Below are 19,023 nucleotides of genomic sequence, written 5' to 3' on the forward strand. Positions count from 1 at the left end.
GGCACACTTTTAGTGCGCATATCAGCCGAACTTGCTCAGCGCCTCGCGTACCTTCGCCGCCGGCACTTTCTGCAGCCGGCAAAGCAGATCGTGGGACAGGCGCTGCACGCCGTGGTTCTGCCGCAGCACGCCGGCCAGGTGTTGCAGCAGGTTGGCGGCCATTTCGGCATCGGCCATGGCCCGGTGCGCGGTGCGCGGTGCCGGTATCCGGCAAGCCGGCCCAACGGGTCAAGGTCCCCAGCTTGTGGTTCGGCGCAGCCGGCAGCAGGCGCCGCGACAACAACAGCGAACAGGCGAAGGACTGGCTGCGGCTGCGGCCGATGCGGCTCAGTTCATAGTCCCAGAACTTCTGGTCGAAAGACGCGTTGTGCGCCAGCAGCGGCGTGCTGCCGACGAACTCGGCCACTTCGTTCATCACCCGCTCCACCGGCGGCGCGCTGCGCAGCATGGCGGTGGTGATGCCGGTCAGGCCGGCGACGAACGCCGGCACCGGCACGCCAGCGTTCATCAGGCTCTGGTAGCGCTCGACGATGCGTCCGTCTTCCAGCATCACCACCGCAACTTCGGTGGCGCGGCAGCCGGCGCTGGGGGTGATGCCGGTGGTTTCAAAGTCGATGACAGCGATGCGTTCCATGAAAAACCTTCAATGCTTGAGTAACAGCGCGCCCTCGATGGGCACATAGCGGCTGGCGGCGCGAATCAGCGACAAGGCGGTCAGCCCCGGCACCCCATAGACCACCGCCTCGGTGCCGTGGCGCTGGATCACCCGCTCCAGCAGCAGGTCGAAATCACCGTCGCCGGAGGCCAGCACCACCTGGTCGACCCGGCTGGCGGCGTCGATCACATCGAGGGTGATGCCCACGTCCCAGTCGCCCTTGGCCGAGCCGTCGCTGCGCTGGATGAACGGTTTGAGGCGCACGTCGAAGCCGAGGTTGCGCAGGATCTGCTGGAACTGCTGCTGCTTGCTGTCACCGCGGTCGATGGCGTAGGCCACGGCCTCGACGATCTCGCCTTCGCGGCTGACGTCCTTCCACAGGGCGGTGTAGTTGAAGTGGCAACCGTGGGCCTGGCGCACGGTGTAGTAGAGGTTCTGCACGTCGGCGAACAGCGCGATCTTTTTCACCTGGGAACCTCTGCGGGCGGTTTGGGGCTCTGGGGCTGCTTTGCAGCCCTTTCGCGACACAAGGCCGCTCCTACAGGCGAAATGCGATTACCTGTAGGAGCGGCCTTGTGTCGCGAAAGGGGCGCAAAGCGCCCCCGACAATGCCAGCAGTATGCCAGACCGGTCAGACGTACGTATCGTCGTCCGAGAAGAACCCGCCATCATCGCTGCCGTAATCGGTGTCGGCATAGCCACCCTGGTCATTGCCCCAGCCACCGTTGTCGGCCACGTGCTCCTGGCCACCCTGGTCGTTCCAGCCGCCGGTGTCACTGGCCGGCGCCGGCTCTTCCTTGATCACCTCGGCCACTTCCTCGGGCTTGTCATGGTTGAACAGGCTGCTGATGCCCTGGGCCAGCAGCACGCCACCGGCGACACCGGCAGCCGTCTGCATCGCGCCAGCCATGAAGCCGCCGGCACCGCCGCGCGCAGGCGCTGCGCCGAAACCGGGTTGCTGCTGTTGCATCTGCGGCTGGGAGAAGCCCGGCGCGCTCGGCTCGCGCCAGCCACCAGCGGGCGCCACCGGTGCCGCGGAACGCTGCGGTTGCGGAGCCGTCGCCGGGTTACGTGCGCCGCCGCCGAAGATGCTCGACAGGAAACCTCCGCCACCATTGTTGCTGCCGGCCCGGCTGGCTTCAGCCTGGGCCCGGGCCTGCTTCAGCTCGGCCTCGAGCTGCTTGTTCTGCTCGTCCAGGCGCTTGATCGCCGCTTCCTGCACGAGGATCGCCTGGGCCATGTAGTAAGGGGCCGCCGGCTGCTGGCGGACATGTTCCTCGATGCATGCCTGGGCCTGGGGGTCACGTGGCTGGTTTGGATCTTCGGCTTGCTTGATGCGGCCGAACAGGCCGTCGATCAGGGTTTGTTCATCAGTGTTCATTTGCGGCTACCTCATGGGCTAGCGGGACATCGGACGTGACAAAGATGGGGCGCGCGGGCAGCGGATTCAATCACTGGCGCGGTGAAACTTTTTTCAGCAAATGTCAGCGCTGGGCTAAAGTGATGCCCCCTGCTTTTACAGCCATGCGATCTTGACTGATGAATCCGCTGAGCGTTCTGCGCGACTCCCTGTACTTCTTCCGCCGCCACCTGCCAGGTATCGTCCCGCTCTGCCTGCCCCTGGTGATACTCGAAGCCCTGGTGGCGCAACTGCTTTACCGGCAGATGGGCGAGCAGGCCCTGACCACCTACGGCATGCCCCTGGGCATGCTGGTCAGCCTGCTGTTCTACCCGCTCTACAGCGCGGCGCTGATCCTCTACCTCGACACCCGCAGCAACGGCCAGGCCGTGCCCAAGCGCGACCTGTTCGCCCGTGCCCTGCAGTTGTGGCCGCAGCTGGCGCTGCTGGTGCTGATCAGCTCGCTGTTGATCATGGCGGGCCTGGCGCTGTTCATCTTCCCGGGCGTGTGGATCATGATCAACCTGGTGTTCGCCGAGTACCTGCTGGTGCTGCGCGGCCTGCCGGTGGTGCAGTCGATGCGCGAGAGCGCGCGCATGACCACCGGGCACTTCATGCGCATCATGATCTGCGTGCTGGCCGTGCTGGCGCCGATCTGGCTCATCGATGGGCTGCTGATGATGGCGATTCCGGAACCGACCCCGGCAATGGAACTGGCCATGGACAGCTTCAGCGGGTTCCTGCAGTTGTTCAGCACCGTGGTGCTGTATCGCCTGTTCATGTTGATGGAAGGCGAAGCCGGCGCCTGAACCGGCCCCTCCCCCTCAAGTACCGCGCGGCTTGGCCCGGGCGGTGGCCTCGGCCACCAAAGGGTCATCCGGCCAATAGTGCTTCGGATAACGCCCCTTCAAGTCCTTCTTCACCTCTGCATAGGTGGTGCGCCAGAAATTGGCCAGGTCCTGGGTCACCTGCACCGGCCGACGCGCCGGGGACAACAGGTGCAGCTTGACCTGCTGGCGCCCCTGGGCGATGCGCGGGGTGTCGGCCAGCCCGAACAGCTCCTGCAGGCGCACGGCGAGGATCGGCGGGTGTTCGCTGTAGTCGAGGCGTATGTTCGAACCCGACGGTACTGTCAGATGCGCCGGAGCCCACTCGTCGAGACGCTGGGGCAGCGGCCAGGGCAACAGGTTGCGCAGGATCGATGACAGGTCCAGGGCGGCGAAATGGCTCAGGCGCGAGACCTTGCCCAGGTAAGGTTGCAGCCACTCTTCCAGGCTCGCCAGCAGGGCTTGGTCGCCCAGGTCGGGCCATTCGCTGTGGCCGTCCTTGCCCAGGTCCAGCTGGCGCAGCAGCGCCACCCGCGCCTGCCACTGACGCAGCTCCGGGGTCCAGGTCAGCAGGTTCAGGCCTTTGCGCCGCACCAGGCCGATCAATGCCCTGGCGCGGGCCTCGTCGTCCAGGCCAGGCAGCGGTTCGCGGCTGAGCACCAGTTCGCCGACCTTGGCCTGGCGCTCGGCACGCAGCACCTGTTCGCGTTCATCCCAATCGAGGAGGTCGACGCGTTCGACCTGCTCGGCCAGCACGTCGTCGAGCAGTGCCGGGTCGAATTCGGCTGCCAGGTAGATGCGCTCTTCACGCTGGCCCTGGCGGCTGCCGAGGTCGGCGATCACCAGCCAGGGGCATTTCATCAGTGCGTCGACGTCGGCGAACAAGGCGGCGCGGCCGTTGGCCAGGCGATATTCGGCACCACCCTCACGCCGCTGCTGAGCGACCCGGTCGGGGTAGGCCAGCGCCAGCAGCGCGCCGAGCCAGCGTGGGTGGTCGGGGTCGGCGACCGCCGCGCCAGCCTTGCCGCGTAGCAAACCACGGTACTGGCGGGCCAGCTGCCGGGCGCGTTGCACGCCACCCTGGCCACCGCGGCCGGCCTTGCTTTCGCCGCTGACCAGCGCCAGCCGGCTGTGCAGGTCGGCACCGCCGCCGCGCTGGATATCGCGCTCGCCGAGCAGGGCCGCGACATCGCAGGCCATGTTCGCCAGGCCGAGGTCCTGGCCGCGCAGCAGCAGGTGGGCAATACGTGGGTGGGCCGGCAGTTCGGCCATGGCCTGGCCATGCTCGCTGAGCTGATCGCGGCTGCCCGCCTTGAAAGCGCCAAGCCGGGCCAGCAGGTCCTGGGCCTGGGAGAAGGCTGCCGCTGGCGGCTGGTCGAGCCAACTCAGCTGGTCGGGCGTCACGCCCCAGCGGGCCAGTTGCAGGGCCAGGCCGGCCAGGTCGGCCTGGAGGATCTCGGCGCTGCCATGGGCAGCCAGTTGCTCATGCTGGGCTTCGGACCACAATCGATAGCACACGCCCGGTTCCAGGCGACCGGCACGGCCGGCACGCTGGGTGGCGCTGGCGCGGGAAATGCGCTGGGTATCCAGGCGGGTCATGCCGCTGCCGGGGTCGAAGCGCGGCACCCGGGCGAGGCCGGCGTCGATCACCACGCGCACGCCGTCGATGGTCAGGCTGGTCTCGGCAATGTTGGTGGCCAGCACCACCTTGCGCAGGCCCTTGGGCGCCGGGTCGATGGCGGCACGCTGGGCATTGAGGTCGAGCTCGCCGTGCAGTGGGCAGAGCAGCACCTCCGGGCGCTCGCCAAGGGCCTCGAGCAGGCTCTGGTGGACGCGGCGGATCTCGGCCTGGCCGGGCAGGAACACCAGCACGCTGCCGGGTTGCTCGGCCAGCGCCAGCAGCACGCTGTCCACAACCCGAGGCTCGACGAATTCGCCCGGCTGGAACGGCCGGCCCCAGCGCACATCCACCGGGTGTATGCGGCCCTCGCTGCTGACCACCGGTGCGTCGTCGAGCAGGCGCGACAGGCGCTCGCCCTCCAGGGTCGCGGACATCAGCAGGATCTTCAGCGGCGGCTCGTCGCGCAGCAGTTCGCGGCCATTGAGGCTCAGCGCCAGGGCCAGGTCGGCGTCCAGGCTGCGCTCGTGGTATTCGTCGAAGATCAGCAGGCCCACGCCATCGAGCGCCGGGTCGGCCTGCAGGCGGCGGGTGAGGATGCCCTCGGTGACCACTTCGATGCGGGTGTTCGGGCCGACCTTGCTGTCCAGGCGGATACGGTAGCCGACGGTCTCGCCGACCTTTTCGCCCAGCTCGCTGGCCAGCCGTTCGGCCGCCGCACGCGCGGCCAGGCGGCGCGGTTCGAGCATGAGGATGGTCTGCCCGGCCAGCCACGGTTCATTGAGCAGCGCCAGCGGCACGCGGGTGGTCTTGCCGGCGCCGGGCGGCGCTTCGAGCACGGCTTCGTCGCGGTTTTCCAGGGCCTGGCGCAGGGCCGGCAAGACGGCATCGATTGGTAATGAAATCATGGTGGTCCTCGAACAGTGCGGCGAGTATAACGGCGAACCGAGCCTGCTCTATCATGGTCTTAGCATCAGGTGCTGGCGCTTCGCCCACCCTGCTGGACACCTTTTCCGGAGATCTACATGCGCATCCCTTCCCGCGTCATCGGCGGCGCCCTCATCGCCACCCTGCTGACCCAGCTGACGGCCTGTGGCACGCTGTTCTACCCCGACCGCCGCGGCCAGATCGAGGGCAAGGTCGACCCGGTGATCGTCGCCCTCGACGCCATCGGCATCCTGTTCTACGTGATCCCCGGGCTGATCGCCTTCGGCGTCGACTTCGCCACCGGCGCCATCTACTACCCGGGCGGCACCACGGCGCAGGTCGCGCCGGCCAAGCTGCAAAAAGCCATCAACGCCGACGGCAAGGTCGACAACCTCAAGCTCCAGGCCATCCTGGAAAGCGAACTGGGCCAGCGCCTGCCGCTCGACGACCCACGGCTGATCCAGCACCGCGGCAGCGTCGAGCAACTGGCGGCGTTCGGCCTGGTGCCTGCGGCATAAGGACTGTGCCACGGCATGACCACCTCGGCTGAACACCAGCGCCTCCTGCGCCTGGCCACCCGTGCTTCATTGGCGGTGGCCAGCATCCTGGTCCTGAGCAAGGCACTGGCCTGGTGGCTGAGCGGCTCGGTGAGCCTGCTGGCCGGGCTGACCGACTCGGCCCTGGATGCCGTCGCCTCGTTCCTCAACCTGCTGGCGGTGCACTACGCCCTGCGCCCGGCCGATGACGATCACCGCTTCGGCCATGGCAAGGCCGAGGCACTGGCGGGCATGGCCCAGGCCCTGTTCATCGGGGTCAGCGCGGTGCTGATCGGGGTGCAGGCGGTCGAACGCCTGCAAGCGCCCCAGCCGCTCGGCGACACGGCCATCGGCATCATGGTGATGCTGCTGTCGCTGGCACTGACCGTCGCCCTGCTGGCGTTGCAGCGCAAGGTGATCCGCCTGACCGGCTCGACGGCGGTGCGGGCCGACTCGCTGCATTACCGTTCCGACCTGCTGCTCAACGGCAGCATCCTGCTCGCCCTGCTGCTGGCCCGCTTCGGCTGGCCGCAGCTGGATGCACTGTTCGGCCTGGGCATCGCGGCGTACATCCTCTGGAGTGCCGTGCAGATCGCCCGGGAGAGCACGGCGATCCTGATGGACAAGGAACTGCCCGGCGATATCGGCGAGGGGATGGCCGAGTTGGTCCTGGGCATACCTGGGGTCAAGGGCGTGCATGACCTGCGCACGCGGGTGTCGGGGAACCAGTGGTTCGTGCAGATGCACCTGGAGCTGCCGGGGCAGTTGCCGCTGCATGAGGCCCACGCCCTGTGCGTGAAGGCCTCGCAGGTGATCCGCCAGCAGTATCCCAAGGCGGATGTATTGGTGCATGCCGACCCGGTGTAGGCCTCAGTTGACGCTGTAGCCGCGGCCACTGAAGCAGGCCGCCAACGCCCGGCGGTAGTTGCTCGCCACTTCGACCGGCGGCGCATAGGGCGCGGTCGCCGGGTCGAAACCGGACTGGCTGACCGCCCAGCGATGGCACTGGTAGCGGTCCTGGTCCTGCTGCTCCTGCCCCTGGCCATACATGGGGTAGGCCACCACGTCGTAGGCATTGCCTGCCGGTGCTGCCGCTGGCAGTGGCGCCGGCGCGCTGGCCGGCGGGGTCACCACCACATACTCCTGGGTGTCGGCCATGTACTGGTAATAGGTGTCGGCGACCAGGAAGAACAGCGCCCCGCCCAGCCACACTTCGCGGGCGTAGGACGGCAGATAGTCGACCCGCACGCCGTACGGCGGAGTCACCACCATGTAGCCACCGCCATGGGGGCGGTACCAGTAGCCACCGGAGTAGAAGTAGTCCTGCCCACGGTACGGCACTTTCCAGTAGCGATCCGGGAAGTGATCGATGTTGTGCCCCGGTCGATACTGCGGCCCCGGCCCCCAGCCATTGCCGTGACCATCCGGACGCCCCTGCCAGTCGCCACCGGGCCGTTGCCCGGGGCCACCGGCTTGCCAGTGACGGTTGTCGCCGTTGTGCCGAGGGATGTCCTGGTAGTAGCCCTGTCGGGCAGGCTCGGTCTGGCGCACTTCGTCACGCGAGTTGAGCGAGCGGCGCGGGCCACCGTCATCATGGCCCTCGCCCGGCCCTTCGGCCATGGCCCCCACGCTGATGCTCAAACCCAGCAAACAGACACCTGCCAACTGCCAGATGCGCGACTTCATGTTGTTCCTCACGATGAATAAGACAGCGTGCCGCCAGTCTACCGCGCCTGCGCCGCTCTCGCGCTGCACTGCCAGATGAAATCGCGGACATGAAAAAAGGGAGGCCATAGGGCCTCCCTTCAAGAATTTGTCGTCCGTGCTCGGCACTTGTGATGCCGGCTCACCTCACAGCGTCTTCTGGAAGCTGTGTAGCCCGGGGGCCTGGCGGATCCTGTTGGATGGCCTGGCCGCGAGCGCCCGCCTAGGGCGCCTCGCCGTGGACTGATGTCCGGGCAGTGATTCTGTGGGTAACGATACGGGATCGGTTGCGGCACTGGATTGCGAAGATTGCTCAGATAAATAGCACTTGCGCAATTTTTAACCCTGGATCGATAATTCACCGCAATCCGAACAGAAAAGGCGATTTCCATGAGCAAACTTGACCGCTACGACCTGAGCATCCTCGCCGAATTGCAGCGCGATGCGCGCATCTCCAACCAGGAGCTGGCCGAACGCATCGGCCTGTCGCCATCGCCGTGCTCACGTCGGGTCAAGCAACTGGAAGACGACGGCTACATCTCGCGCCAGGTCGCCCTGCTCGACCGCAAGAAGCTCGGCCTGAGCCTGACCGCCTACGTGCTGATCGGCATGGACCGGCACACCCCCGAGCGCTTCGAGACCTTCGAGGCGGCGATCCGCAACTTGCCGCAGGTGCTCGAATGCAGCCTGGTCACCGGCATGGACGCCGACTACCAGCTCAAGGTGGTGGTGCCGGACATGGACCATTACCAGAAACTGCTGCTGGGCAGCCTGACCCGCATCGAGGGCGTCACCAGCGTGCGTTCGAGCTTCGTGCTCAACCAGGTGCTGGCCAGCACCGAGCTGCCGTTGACCCACCTCCGATAAATGCCTGCCGGCCGGCGTATACTCGGCCGATCAGCCTGCCAGGAGCGCATCGATGGACCCTGCCGTATTCGAAGAATGGATGATGATCATCCTGGTCACCGTGTTGATCGGGTTCATGGGCTTCATCGTCTGGGACCTGGCGAAAAAGTCCAAGGCGGGGCGGTTCGGCACCCTGATCCTGTTCTTCGTGCTCGGGCTGGGGGTACTGGCGTTCATCATCAAGAGCGTGGTGGTGGCGTTTCTCGAAGGGGTGTAAGCCTGCCAGGGCCTCTTCGCGGGTAAACCCGCTCCCACAGGTACTGTACATCTCTCGACATGTGTGCGATCCCTGTGGGAGCGGGTTTACCCGCGAATGGGCCTAGAGCCTGGGCGCCACTTCGCGCCAGCAACCCTGCTCCAGCCCATCCAGCGCCCAATCACCAATCCGCACCCGCACAAGCCTCAAGGTCGGCAGGCCCACCGCCGCCGTCATGCGCCGCACCTGGCGATTACGCCCCTCTCGTATCACCAGCTCCAGCCAGCTGGTCGGCACACTCTTGCGAAAACGCACCGGTGGATTGCGTGGCCATAGCTCAGGCTCGTCGAGGCGCCGGGCTTCTGCAGGCAGGGTCGGCCCGTCATTGAGCTGCACCCCATCGCGCAGGCGCTGGATCTGTTCTTCGCTCGGCTCGCCTTCCACCTGTACCCAATAGGTCTTGGGCAACTTGTGCCTGGGGTCGGCGATGCGCGCCTGCAGGCCACCATCATTGGTCAGCAGCAGCAGGCCTTCGCTGTCACGGTCCAGGCGCCCGGCCGGGTACACGCCGGGGATGTCGATGAAGTCCTTGAGCGTCGCACGCCCTTCGCCATCACTGAACTGGGTCAGCACGTCGAACGGTTTGTTGAACAGGATCAGCCGTGGCTCGGCCGGAGGCGCCTTGGCCTGGCGACGGGGGCCGGCAGGCCGCGCCTGGGGGCGGCGCGGCTTGGAACGGGGTGGCAGTGACATGGATCCTCAGCGGAACGGCGGCTCATCGAAGCTGCGCAGTTTACGCGAGTGCAGCGAATTGAGCTCGGTACGCAACAGGTCGAGGGCGGCGATGCCGATCTTCAGGTGTTGGCTGACTGCCCGGTTGTAGAAGGCGTTGGCCGAGCCCGGCAGCTTGATCTCGCTGTGCAGCGGCTTGTCGGAAACACACAGCAAGGTGCCGTAAGGTACCCGCAGGCGATAGCCCTGGGCGGCGATGGTGCCGCTTTCCATGTCCACCGCCACCGCGCGCGACAGGTTGATCAGCGGCCGTTCCTGGGCCCAGCGCAGCTCCCAGTTGCGGTCATCGTAGGTCAGCACGGTGCCGGTGCGCAGGCGTTTCTTCAATTCCTCGCCGCGCTCGCCGGTGACCTGCGCCGCCGCTTCCTGCAACGCCAGCTGCACCTCGGCCAGGGCCGGGATCGGGATGTTCGGCGGTACCACGCGGTCGAGAATGCCGTCACGGCGCATGTAGGCGTGGGCCAGCACGTAGTCGCCGATGGTCTGCGACTGGCGCAGGCCGCCGCAGTGGCCGATCATCAGCCAGCAGTGCGGGCGCAGCACGGCCAGGTGGTCGGTGATGTTCTTGGCGTTGGACGGGCCGACGCCGATGTTGACCAGGGTGATGCCGTCACCATCGGCGGCGATCAGGTGGTAGGCCGGCATCTGGTAGCGGTGCCAGACCACGCTGGCCACCAGTGCCTGGGTTTCGCCATGGTCCATGGCTTTTTCGATCACCACGTTGCCGGGCAGCACCATGCGCACGAAGCGCGGGTCTTCGCGCAGTTGCTCGAGGCCGTGGCTGATGAACTGGTCGACATAGCGGTGGTAGTTGGTCAGCAGGATCCACGGCTGCACGTGGCGCCAGTCGCTGCCGGTGTAGTGCACCAGGCGGCGCAGCGAGAAATCGACACGGGCGGCATCGAACAGCGCCAGCGGCAGGGTTTCGGCATTGCCCCAGTCGCACAGGCCGTCGGCAATGTCGTCGGTGGCGGCGGACAGGTCGGTGCTGGGGAACACCCGTGCCAGCGTTGCCGCGGTGATGCCGCTGCCGGCCAGCTCGTCGCCCTGGTCGACCACGTAGGGATACGGGATGTTCTGCTCGCTGACGCCGACTTCCACGCTCACCGTGTAGTCGTGCATCAACGGGCGCAACTGCTCCAACAGGTAGCTGCGGAAGGCCGCAGGCTGGGTGACGGTGACACTGTAGGTGCCGGCCACCTGGACCTTGGCGTAGGCGCGGGTGGTAGCGGCGACTTCGCCGTGGCTGTGGTAGGTCAGGCGCAGGGCCGGGTAGCGGAACAAGGCCCGCTCGTCGGCATCCGGCTCGGTACGGTCCTTCAGGTAACGCTTGAGGGCCTGGCTCAGGGCCCCGGTGGCCTGGTCATGCAGGGCCGCCAGACGGTCGACGGCCTGTTCGGGGGTATCAACGACTACAAAAGCTTGGCTCACACTGGGCTTCCTGTCTGGACATGCATGTCAGCCATCTTGCCTGCCTTCTTGGGTAAATACACCCCCATTGATCAGTGTCGTCTGCTTCGCGGGCAAGCCCGCGAAGAAGCCAACTCAGCCGGGTCAGGCCGGTGTCGATCTGGCCACCAGTGCCTCGGCATCCACCCCGCGCGGCAATGCGCCATACACCCTGCCACCCGCGGCCAGGCGGCTGCCGATGAACGCATCGCTGACGGTCGCGTTGCCCGCCTCCAGCAGCAGCTTGGCCTGCAAGGCCAGGGCAATGTCCTCGGTCAACTGCCGCGCCCGGTACTGGATGTCGGCGGTATCGGCAAACGCCCCCTTGAGGTTGCCGATGTGCGCCGCCAGGCGCGGGTCGCCGTGGCCGTCACCCAGCTCGGCGAACAGCGCATCGAGCACGCCGGGCTCCTTGGACAACGCGCGCAGCACGTCCAGGCACTGCACGTTGCCTGAGCCTTCCCAGGTCGAGTTGACCGGTGCTTCGCGGTACAGCCGCGGCAGGATGCTGTCCTCGACATACCCCGCCCCGCCCAGGCACTCGGCGGCCTCGTTGATCATCGCCGGCGCTCGCTTGCAGATCCAGTACTTGCCCACCGCCGTGACCAGCCGGGCGAAGTGCGCCTGCTGCGGGTCGTCGAGCTGCTCCAGGGCCTGCCCCATGCGCAGGCTCAAGGCCAGCGCCGCCTCGCTTTCCAGGGCCAGGTCGGCCAGCACGTTCTGCATCAGCGGCTGCTCGTTCAGCAGCCGGCCGCCGACCTTGCGGTGCGCGCAGTGGTGGCTGGCCTGGGTCAGGGCCTGGCGCATCAGGGCGCTGGAGCCGACCATGCAATCGAAGCGGGTCATGGCCACCATCTCGATGATGGTCGGCACGCCACGCCCCTCCTCGCCCACCATCCACGCCAGGGCCCCACGGAACTCCACTTCGCTGGAGGCGTTGGAGCTGTTGCCGAGCTTGTTCTTCAGGCGCTGGATGTAGAACTGGTTGCGGTTGTCATCCGGACGGTGGCGCGGCAGCAGGAAGCAGCTCAGGCCCTTGTCGGTCTGGGCCAGGGTCAGGAAGGCGTCGCACATCGGCGCCGAGCAGAACCATTTGTGCCCGACCAGCTCGTAAGGCTGGCCCGGCCCCGGGCTGCCGACCGGGTAGGCGCGGGTGGTGTTGGCGCGCACATCGGTGCCGCCCTGCTTCTCGGTCATGGCCATGCCGAGGGTGACACCGGCCTTGTGCCGGTCGCCGACGTTACGCGGGTCATACTCGCGGGCGAGGACCTTCGGCAGCCAGTACTCGGCCAGCTCGGGTTGCAGCTTGAGCGCCGGCACGGCGGCGAAGGTCATGGTCAAGGGGCAGCCGCTGCCGGCTTCGGCCTGGCTGTGCAGGTAGGTCATCGAGGCCCGGGCCACGTGGGCGCCAGCGCGTGGCTCGGCCCAGGGCAAGGACGGCAGGCCGTGTTCGACGGCGGTGCGCATCAATTGGTGATAGGCGGGGTGGAACTCGACCAGGTCGATGCGGTGGCCGAAGCGGTCGTGGCTGCTGAATTCCGGTTTGTGCGCGTTGGCCAGGAAGCCCGCCGCCATCAGCGGCCCGCCGGCCAGGGCACCGTAGGCGTCGATCCGCGCTTCGGCCCAGCCGGCGCCGAAGCGCCGCGACCATTCCTGCAGCGGCAGGTCGAGGCGGTAGAGGTTGGCACCGTCGAGCGGCGGCGGCTGGTTGGTGACTTCGTGGGTTTCAGCGTACTGGTGCAGGTTCATCGCAGCGCTCCTGGATCCGGGCAGGCCTGAAAGGGCCAGTGAAGCACTGTCTTCGGGTCAGTCAAAGTGGCATTAGTGACGAAACATGTGGCACGGGCGGAAGGAAATTGGCGTGGGGCTGAGAGGTGTTCGCCGAAAGATCTGCACTAGAACCGCGTAGCCCCGGAAACCGCCCGCCCCGGCGGCATCTGCACCTGGGAAATCGCCATGTTCATGGTCAGTTCGAAACGGCTACCCAGCCCCCGCGTCGATTCATGTGACAGCTTGCCGCCCAGCACCTCGCCCATCTGCCTGCAGATCGACAGGCCGATGCCCAGCCCGCCGTAACGCCGGGTCATCGAGCCATCGACCTGGAAGAAACGCTGGTAGAGGATCGCCTGGTCCAGGTCATCGAAGCCGATGCCGCTGTCGCTCACGGTAAAGGTCAGCGCCAGGCTGTCCGGACCCAGCCGGCGACCGCGCACCTGCACCATCACACCGCCCTGGTGGGTGAACTTGAGGCCGTTGTCCACCAGGCAGCCCAGGCAGCGGGTGATCTTCTGCGCATCGCCCAGCAGCTCGTCGGGGAGCTCGGCCGGGATGTCCAGGCTCAGGTACAGGCCTTTGCCCAGTGCCGTGCCGGCATAGCCGGCGCGCAGGTCCTGGAGCAGGCGCCGCAGGCTGAACGGCTCGGCCTGCAGGCGCAGGCGGCCGGCCTGCAGCTCGGTGAGGGTGAGGATGTCGTCGACCATGTCCATCATGCCCTGGGCCGAGCCGACCGCCGTACGGTGGTACTGGGCCATCTCGGCGCTCATGGGCAGCGTGTGCATCAGCTCCAGCGAACCGATCACACCGTTCATCGGGGTACGCAGCTCGTGGGTGACGGTGGCGAGGAACTCGTCCTTGAGGTGGTTGCTGCGGGCCAGCTGCTGGTTCAGTTGCTCCAGGGCGCGGCCGGTATCGCGCAGGGTCTGCGCCTGCTGCTCGCGCATGCTGTTGATCCGATCGGCCAGGGCCAGCGACAGCAACGCCACCTCCAGCGCCGAACCAAGCTGGCTGGCGTACATGGTGATGAACACGTTCGGCAGGTAGCCCAGCACCATCAGGGTGTTGACCAACCCGCCCAGGAGGAACGCGGTCCAGGCGATGATGAACCAGCGCGCTACCCGCAGGCCGCGCACCCAGGCATACAGCCCGGCGCTGAAGATGCTCACGGTGAACAGCAGGGCCAGCCCCGTGGCCATGCGCAGGGCGATGCCGTAGCGCAGGCTCACCGCCAGCACCATCACCAGCGCACCGCCGAGCATCAGCAGTTGCAGCAACCGGTCGAGGCCTCGACTGAGCTTGCCCAGTTGCAGGAAGTGGCGGGCGAACTGGCAGCCGAACAGGCCTGCCGCGCCGATGAACAGCGGCGTCGCGGCGTTGGCCCACCAGGGGCTGTCCGGCCACAGGTAGGCCACCCCGGCGCCATTGACCGATACCTGGTAAAGGCCGAACGAACCGATGTAGAGGATGTAGTACAGGTAGCTGACGTCGCGCACGCTGAGGTAGAGGAACAGGTTGTACACCAGCATCACCAGCAGCACGCCGTAGATCATCCCCAGCACGTACAGGCGGGTGGGCTGGTCTTCCATGTAGGCTTCGGCCGACCACAGCGACAGCGGCGCCTGCACCGAGCCCTGGCTGTGCAGGCGCAGGTAGGCGGTGGTCGACTGGCCGGGCTCGAGCGGCAGTTCGAACAGGTAGTTGTTCTGGCGGATCTGCCGGCTGTCGTATGGCAAGGCATCGCCGGTGCGCTGGGCCAGGCGAAACACGCCATTGCCATCGGGCAGGTACAGCTCGAGGTGGTCCATGGGCGGGTAGGCCAGCTCCAGCAGCCACTGGCGCGGTGTGGCATCGGCCGAGGCGGTGTAGTGCAGGTCGACCTTGAGCCAGAACACCGAAGTCGAGTAGCCGGCGTTCAGCACATCGGCATGATGGGTGCGGAAGCGGTTGGCGAAGACTGGCGCGCTGACCTGGGCGATGCTTGCGCTGCCCGCACGGTCTTCGTATACCTGCATGACCTTGCCCAAAGGAAGGTGCCGGGTCTGCGCGTCGAAGTCGACGGCACCGGCCAGCATGGGCAGCAAGCCCAGAAGCAAAATCAGCAAATTACGCATACAGCCCCAGCATGGCCTGCTCGGTCGCGTCGCGATGGCCTCCCTTCCCTTTGAGGCGACGAAATCCGGCAAAGCCCGTTTATCGAGTTATCCGAGCACTCTAGCATAGCTTTCCAGGCCAGCAATGAGCCACCACCACTTTTAATCAAACAGCTCTAGATCAATGCTTTCAGTAGGCATCAACAGCGAATTCTGACCAGTCGATCAACAAAACCCGCTTGTAGGACGATCCGTGCAAACAGGTTTGGTGGTAAGCTCGCCGACCATGAATACCTACAGCTCCCGCCCCGTTGTCCTCTGTCTCTCCGGCCACGACCCAAGTGGCGGCGCCGGCCTGCAGGCAGATATCGAAGCCCTGATCGCCCAAGGCTGTCACGCCGCGCCTGCCGTGACTGCCCTGACCGTGCAGGATACCGTCAACGTCACCGACTTCCGCGTGCTCGACCGCGAGTGGGTACTGGCCCAGGCCAACGCCGTGCTGGCCGACTCCACGGTCGCCGCGGTCAAGCTCGGCATGCTCGGTTCGATCGACATGGTCGACACCGTCGCCGAACTGCTGGCCGCCCATCCGCACCTGCCGCTGGTCTGCGACCCTGTGCTGCGCGCCGGCGGCGGTGGCCGCCTGGGCAAGGACGAGGTCGGCTTCGCCGTGCGCGAGCGCCTGCTGCCACTGGCCACCATCGCCACGCCGAACCTGCCCGAGGCACGCATCCTCGCCGAACTGCCCGAAGGCACTGCCGACGAGTGTGCCGAGAAACTGTTGCCGTTCTGTAGACACCTGCTGATCACCGGTGGTCACGGCGACGAGGACGAAATCCACAATCGCCTGTACAGCCGCGACGGCCAATTCCACACCTGGACCTGCCAACGCCTGCCAGGCAGCTACCATGGCTCGGGCTGCACCCTGGCCAGCGCCCTGGCCGGGCGCCTGGCGCTCGGCGAGCAACTGCAGAGCGCGGTGAAAAGCGCCCTCGACTACACCTGGCGCACCCTGCGTGACGCCGAGCAGCTGGGCAAGGGCCAGTTCGTCCCGCGCCGCCTGCCCCTGGATTTCTGCTCCTGACACGAGGCTTTTCATGAAGCTACGCGGCCTGTACGCCATCACCGACAGCCAGCTGCTCGCCGGCCGTTTCCTGTCCCACGTCGAGGCCGCGCTGGAAGGCGGCGTGTGCCTGCTGCAGTACCGCGACAAGAGCGACGACGCCGCCCGCCGGCTGCGCGAAGCCGAAGCGCTGATGAAGCTCTGCGAGCGCCATGGCACCCAGCTGATCATCAACGATGACGCCGAGCTGGCCGCGCGCCTGGGCGTCGGCGTGCACCTGGGCCAGACCGACGGCCCGCTGACCCCGGCCCGCGCCCTGCTCGGCCGCCAGGCGATAATCGGTTCCACCTGTCACGCCAGCCTCGACCTGGCCGCCCAGGCCGCCAGCGAAGGCGCCAGCTACGTGGCCTTCGGCCGCTTCTTCAATTCCGTCACCAAGCCGGGCGCGCCGGCCGCCAGCGTCGAACTGCTGGAACAGGCCCGCGCCCAGGTGAAACTGCCGATCGCCGTGATCGGCGGCATCACCCTCGACAACGCCGCCCCGCTGGTCGCCCATGGCGCCGACCTGCTGGCGGTGATCCACGGCCTGTTCGGTGCCGACAGCGCGCAGGAAGTCACCCGCCGCGCCCGCGCCTTCAACGCCCTGTTCGCTTCCTGATTTCGAGAGAAGATCCCATGTCCCGTTCCGAATCCCTGTTCGCCCAAGCCCAGAAGCACATCCCCGGCGGCGTCAACTCGCCGGTCCGTGCCTTCAAGAGCGTCGGCGGCACGCCGCTGTTCTTCAAGCATGCCGAAGGCGCCTACGTCGTCGACGAGGATGACAAGCGCTACGTCGACTACGTCGGCTCCTGGGGCCCGATGATCCTCGGCCATGGCCACCCGGAAGTGCTCGACGCCGTGCGCAACCAGCTGCAGCACGGTTTGTCCTACGGCGCGCCGACCGCGATGGAAACCGAGATGGCCGACCTGGTCTGCTCGCTGGTGCCGTCGATGGAAATGGTGCGCATGGTCAGCTCCGGCACCGAGGCCACCATGAGCGCCATCCGCCTGGCCCGTGGCTACACCGGCCGCGATGCCATCATCAAGTTCGAAGGCTGCTACCACGGCCACTCCGACAGCCTGCTGGTGAAAGCCGGTTCCGGCCTGCTGACCCAGGGCGTGCCGAGCTCGGCGGGCGTGCCGGCAGACTTCGCCAAGCACACCCTGACCCTGCCGTTCAACGACATCGCCGCAGTCGAGAAGACCCTGGCCGACGTCGGCCAGACCGTAGCCTGCATCATCGTCGAGCCGGTGGCCGGCAACATGAACTGCGTGCCGCCGGCACCGGGTTTCCTCGAAGGCCTGCGCGAGCAATGCGACAAGCACGGCGTGGTGCTGATCTTCGACGAAGTGATGACCGGTTTCCGCGTATCCCTGGGCGGCGCCCAAGGCTACTACGGCATCACCCCGGACCTGTCGACCTTCGGCAAGATCGTCGGTGGCGGCATGCCGGTCGGCTGCTTCGGCGGCAAGCGTGAAATCATGGGCTGCATTGCCCCGCTGGGCCCGGTCTATCAAGCCGGTACCCTGTCGGGCAACCCGCTGGCCATGGCGGCCGGCCTGACCACCCTGAAGCTGATCAGCCGTCCGGGCTTCCATGATGAGCTGAGCGCCTTCACCAGCCGTATGCTCGATGGCCTGCAACAGCGCGCCGATGCCGCTGGCGTGCCGTTCGTCACCACGCAAGCCGGAGCCATGTTCGGCCTGTATTTCAGTGGTGCCGACGACATCGTCACCTTCGACGACGTGATGGCCAGCGACGCTGAACGCTTCAAGCGCTTCTTCCACCTGATGCTCGACGGTGGCGTGTACCTGGCGCCGAGCGCCTTCGAAGCGGGCTTCACGTCGATCGCCCATGGCGAGAAAGAGCTGCAGATCACCCTGGACGCGGCTGAAAAGGCGTTTGCCGCACTGAAATGATTATTCCTGTTTCGGCCTCTTCGCGGGTAAACCCGCTCCCACAGGTGATGCGAATACCTGTGGGAGCGGGTTTACCCGCGAAGAGGTCGGAACAGGCAATAAAAGTGCTTTGCAGTTAACAAAGGCTTCTTCAATGGATAATTTCGAGTAAAACTTTGTAAGGTTGGCGCTGCTTATCCCATAATGTGCCACCAGAGACCTTGGCCGTAGCTTTGCAGAGGTATGTCGATCCCCATGAACCGCACCGGCCGCGCCCTGACCCTGGGCTGCCTGTTGCTTCTTCAGCCCCTGCTGGCCCTGGCGGAGGGCGGTAACTCGTTGCTGATTCCGGCAACGGGGCGCTGCACGCTCAATGTTCAGCCAGAAGACCTGCAGAATGCGCTGAAAGCCTGCGAGACAACGGCGGCGACCGGGGACGCCCAGGCACAGTACGAGCTGGGCGAGTACTACTACACGCAAACACCGAAAAACCTGAAAAAGGCCCTGGAGTGGTTCGAGAAGGCCTCCTTGCAAGGCCAGGCCGACGCCCAGTACCGCCTTGGCGCCATGTTCTTCCGTGGCGAAGGAGTCAAGGCCAACAACGTGCAGGCCTACATCCTGCTGAAGATGGCCGCGGTCAACGGCGCCGAGGATGCGCTGGACATGGCCGACGAAGTCACCGAGCGGATGCCCCGCGAAGAGCTGGAACACGCCACCCAGGTGCTCGGCCAGATCTTCCGCAAATACCTGCTGGAACTGCAGAACGCCGAAGGGCGCACGCCGTTCTCGCCGCTGCCCTGACCTCGCCTACTTCTCCGGCATCGGCATCGGGAACGGCATGACATTGCCGCCCCCCTTGGCCTCGCTGATCTTCGCCGTGCCCAGGCGCTCCACTTCATCGATGCGCACGATCGAGTGCATCGGCACGAAACTGCGGATCACCCCTTCGAACTGGTTCTTGAGCTTCTCTTCGCTCGGGTCGACCACCACCTGGGTGCGTTCGCCGAAGACGAATTCCTCGATCTCCAGGAAACCCCACAGGTCGCTCTGGTAGATCTGCTTGGCATACATCTCGAAGACCTGCCCCTGGTTGAGGAAGATCACTTTGTAGATGGCGGGTTCGCGTTTGCTCATGTCCGGGGATAAC

The 19,023-nt window shown here is 66.3% G+C and carries 18 protein-coding genes and 1 pseudogene; 9 read left to right on the top strand and 10 right to left on the bottom strand.

Annotated elements, in window-relative coordinates:
- Window positions 1–21 precede the first annotated feature (21 nt).
- The 3 genes and pseudogenes from ACIP21_RS18735 to ACIP21_RS18745 form a co-directional block, all read right to left on the bottom strand.
- Window positions 22–634: pseudogene (locus ACIP21_RS18735) on the bottom strand (PolC-type DNA polymerase III).
- Between the two features lie 9 nt (window positions 635–643).
- A complete protein-coding gene (locus ACIP21_RS18740) occupies window positions 644–1,123 on the bottom strand; it encodes an NYN domain-containing protein (protein WP_400690487.1) in 480 nt (159 codons plus the stop codon).
- 163 nt (window positions 1,124–1,286) lie between these two features.
- Window positions 1,287–2,036: a DUF2076 domain-containing protein gene (locus tag ACIP21_RS18745; RefSeq protein WP_400690489.1), complete on the bottom strand. Its 750-nt coding sequence runs from the start codon at window positions 2,034–2,036 to the stop codon at window positions 1,287–1,289.
- A 158-nt stretch (window positions 2,037–2,194) separates the two neighbouring features.
- Between ACIP21_RS18745 and ACIP21_RS18750 the strand changes: the two genes are divergently transcribed.
- A complete protein-coding gene (locus tag ACIP21_RS18750; protein WP_400690490.1) occupies window positions 2,195–2,863 on the top strand; it encodes a YciC family protein in 669 nt (222 codons plus the stop codon).
- 15 nt (window positions 2,864–2,878) lie between these two features.
- On the opposite strand, the gene hrpB is transcribed toward ACIP21_RS18750, so the two are convergent.
- Window positions 2,879–5,407 carry an ATP-dependent helicase HrpB gene (hrpB, locus tag ACIP21_RS18755; RefSeq protein ID WP_400690493.1) on the bottom strand — a complete coding sequence of 843 codons (2,529 nt, stop codon included), beginning with the start codon at window positions 5,405–5,407 and terminating at the stop codon, window positions 2,879–2,881.
- 117 nt (window positions 5,408–5,524) lie between these two features.
- On the opposite strand from hrpB, the gene ACIP21_RS18760 reads away from it, so the two are divergent.
- Together ACIP21_RS18760 and ACIP21_RS18765 are read left to right on the top strand one after the other, a co-directional pair.
- Complete coding sequence (locus tag ACIP21_RS18760) at window positions 5,525–5,944, top strand: polyribonucleotide nucleotidyltransferase (protein ID WP_400690496.1); 420 nt, start codon at window positions 5,525–5,527, stop codon at window positions 5,942–5,944.
- Window positions 5,945–5,959: 15 nt separating this feature from the next.
- Window positions 5,960–6,829: a cation diffusion facilitator family transporter gene (locus ACIP21_RS18765; RefSeq protein WP_400690499.1), complete on the top strand. Its 870-nt coding sequence runs from the start codon at window positions 5,960–5,962 to the stop codon at window positions 6,827–6,829.
- A 3-nt stretch (window positions 6,830–6,832) separates the two neighbouring features.
- Here ACIP21_RS18765 and ACIP21_RS18770 read toward each other — a convergent pair whose 3' ends face one another.
- The gene (locus tag ACIP21_RS18770; RefSeq protein ID WP_400690502.1) at window positions 6,833–7,648 is read right to left on the bottom strand and encodes a DUF6515 family protein; all 816 of its coding nucleotides are present in this window, start codon (window positions 7,646–7,648) and stop codon (window positions 6,833–6,835) included.
- A 408-nt stretch (window positions 7,649–8,056) separates the two neighbouring features.
- Here ACIP21_RS18770 and ACIP21_RS18775 point away from each other — a divergent pair, with 408 nt between their 5' ends.
- The gene (locus tag ACIP21_RS18775; protein ID WP_003249795.1) at window positions 8,057–8,533 is read left to right on the top strand and encodes an Lrp/AsnC family transcriptional regulator; all 477 of its coding nucleotides are present in this window, start codon (window positions 8,057–8,059) and stop codon (window positions 8,531–8,533) included.
- A 52-nt stretch (window positions 8,534–8,585) separates the two neighbouring features.
- Window positions 8,586–8,789, top strand: a complete 204-nt coding sequence (locus ACIP21_RS18780; protein WP_027592638.1) for a DUF2788 domain-containing protein — start codon at window positions 8,586–8,588, stop codon at window positions 8,787–8,789.
- Window positions 8,790–8,891: 102 nt separating this feature from the next.
- Here ACIP21_RS18780 and ACIP21_RS18785 read toward each other — a convergent pair whose 3' ends face one another.
- From ACIP21_RS18785 to ACIP21_RS18800, 4 genes are all read right to left on the bottom strand, one after another.
- A complete protein-coding gene (locus ACIP21_RS18785; RefSeq protein ID WP_400690505.1) occupies window positions 8,892–9,521 on the bottom strand; it encodes a pseudouridine synthase in 630 nt (209 codons plus the stop codon).
- A 6-nt stretch (window positions 9,522–9,527) separates the two neighbouring features.
- The gene (gene amn, locus ACIP21_RS18790) at window positions 9,528–10,991 is read right to left on the bottom strand and encodes an AMP nucleosidase (RefSeq protein WP_400690508.1); all 1,464 of its coding nucleotides are present in this window, start codon (window positions 10,989–10,991) and stop codon (window positions 9,528–9,530) included.
- A 123-nt stretch (window positions 10,992–11,114) separates the two neighbouring features.
- On the bottom strand, window positions 11,115–12,758 hold the full coding sequence (locus tag ACIP21_RS18795) for an acyl-CoA dehydrogenase family protein (RefSeq protein WP_400690511.1): 1,644 nt from the start codon (window positions 12,756–12,758) through the stop codon (window positions 11,115–11,117).
- Window positions 12,759–12,904: 146 nt separating this feature from the next.
- On the bottom strand, window positions 12,905–14,896 hold the full coding sequence (locus ACIP21_RS18800) for a 7TM diverse intracellular signaling domain-containing protein (RefSeq protein ID WP_400690514.1): 1,992 nt from the start codon (window positions 14,894–14,896) through the stop codon (window positions 12,905–12,907).
- 265 nt (window positions 14,897–15,161) lie between these two features.
- Between ACIP21_RS18800 and ACIP21_RS18805 the strand changes: the two genes are divergently transcribed.
- The 4 genes from ACIP21_RS18805 to ACIP21_RS18820 all read left to right on the top strand — a co-directional run bounded on the left by ACIP21_RS18805 (window position 15,162) and on the right by ACIP21_RS18820 (window position 18,677).
- Window positions 15,162–15,959, top strand: a complete 798-nt coding sequence (locus tag ACIP21_RS18805) for a hydroxymethylpyrimidine/phosphomethylpyrimidine kinase (protein ID WP_400690517.1) — start codon at window positions 15,162–15,164, stop codon at window positions 15,957–15,959.
- A 13-nt stretch (window positions 15,960–15,972) separates the two neighbouring features.
- Entirely contained in the window at window positions 15,973–16,596 is a 624-nt protein-coding gene (gene thiE, locus ACIP21_RS18810) for a thiamine phosphate synthase (RefSeq protein WP_400690520.1), read from the top strand.
- Between the two features lie 17 nt (window positions 16,597–16,613).
- Window positions 16,614–17,897 carry a glutamate-1-semialdehyde 2,1-aminomutase gene (gene hemL, locus ACIP21_RS18815; RefSeq protein WP_400690523.1) on the top strand — a complete coding sequence of 428 codons (1,284 nt, stop codon included), beginning with the start codon at window positions 16,614–16,616 and terminating at the stop codon, window positions 17,895–17,897.
- Between the two features lie 234 nt (window positions 17,898–18,131).
- Window positions 18,132–18,677 carry a tetratricopeptide repeat protein gene (locus ACIP21_RS18820; RefSeq protein ID WP_400690525.1) on the top strand — a complete coding sequence of 182 codons (546 nt, stop codon included), beginning with the start codon at window positions 18,132–18,134 and terminating at the stop codon, window positions 18,675–18,677.
- A gap of 6 nt (window positions 18,678–18,683) precedes the next feature.
- Here the strand turns inward: ACIP21_RS18820 and ACIP21_RS18825 are convergent, their stop codons facing one another.
- Window positions 18,684–19,010, bottom strand: a complete 327-nt coding sequence (locus tag ACIP21_RS18825; RefSeq protein WP_016393488.1) for a DUF1820 family protein — start codon at window positions 19,008–19,010, stop codon at window positions 18,684–18,686.
- Window positions 19,011–19,023 lie beyond the last annotated feature (13 nt).

It is taken from the genome of Pseudomonas sp. NPDC089401 (assembly GCF_044749485.1).
In the GTDB taxonomy this organism is placed as follows: Bacteria; Pseudomonadota; Gammaproteobacteria; order Pseudomonadales; family Pseudomonadaceae; genus Aquipseudomonas.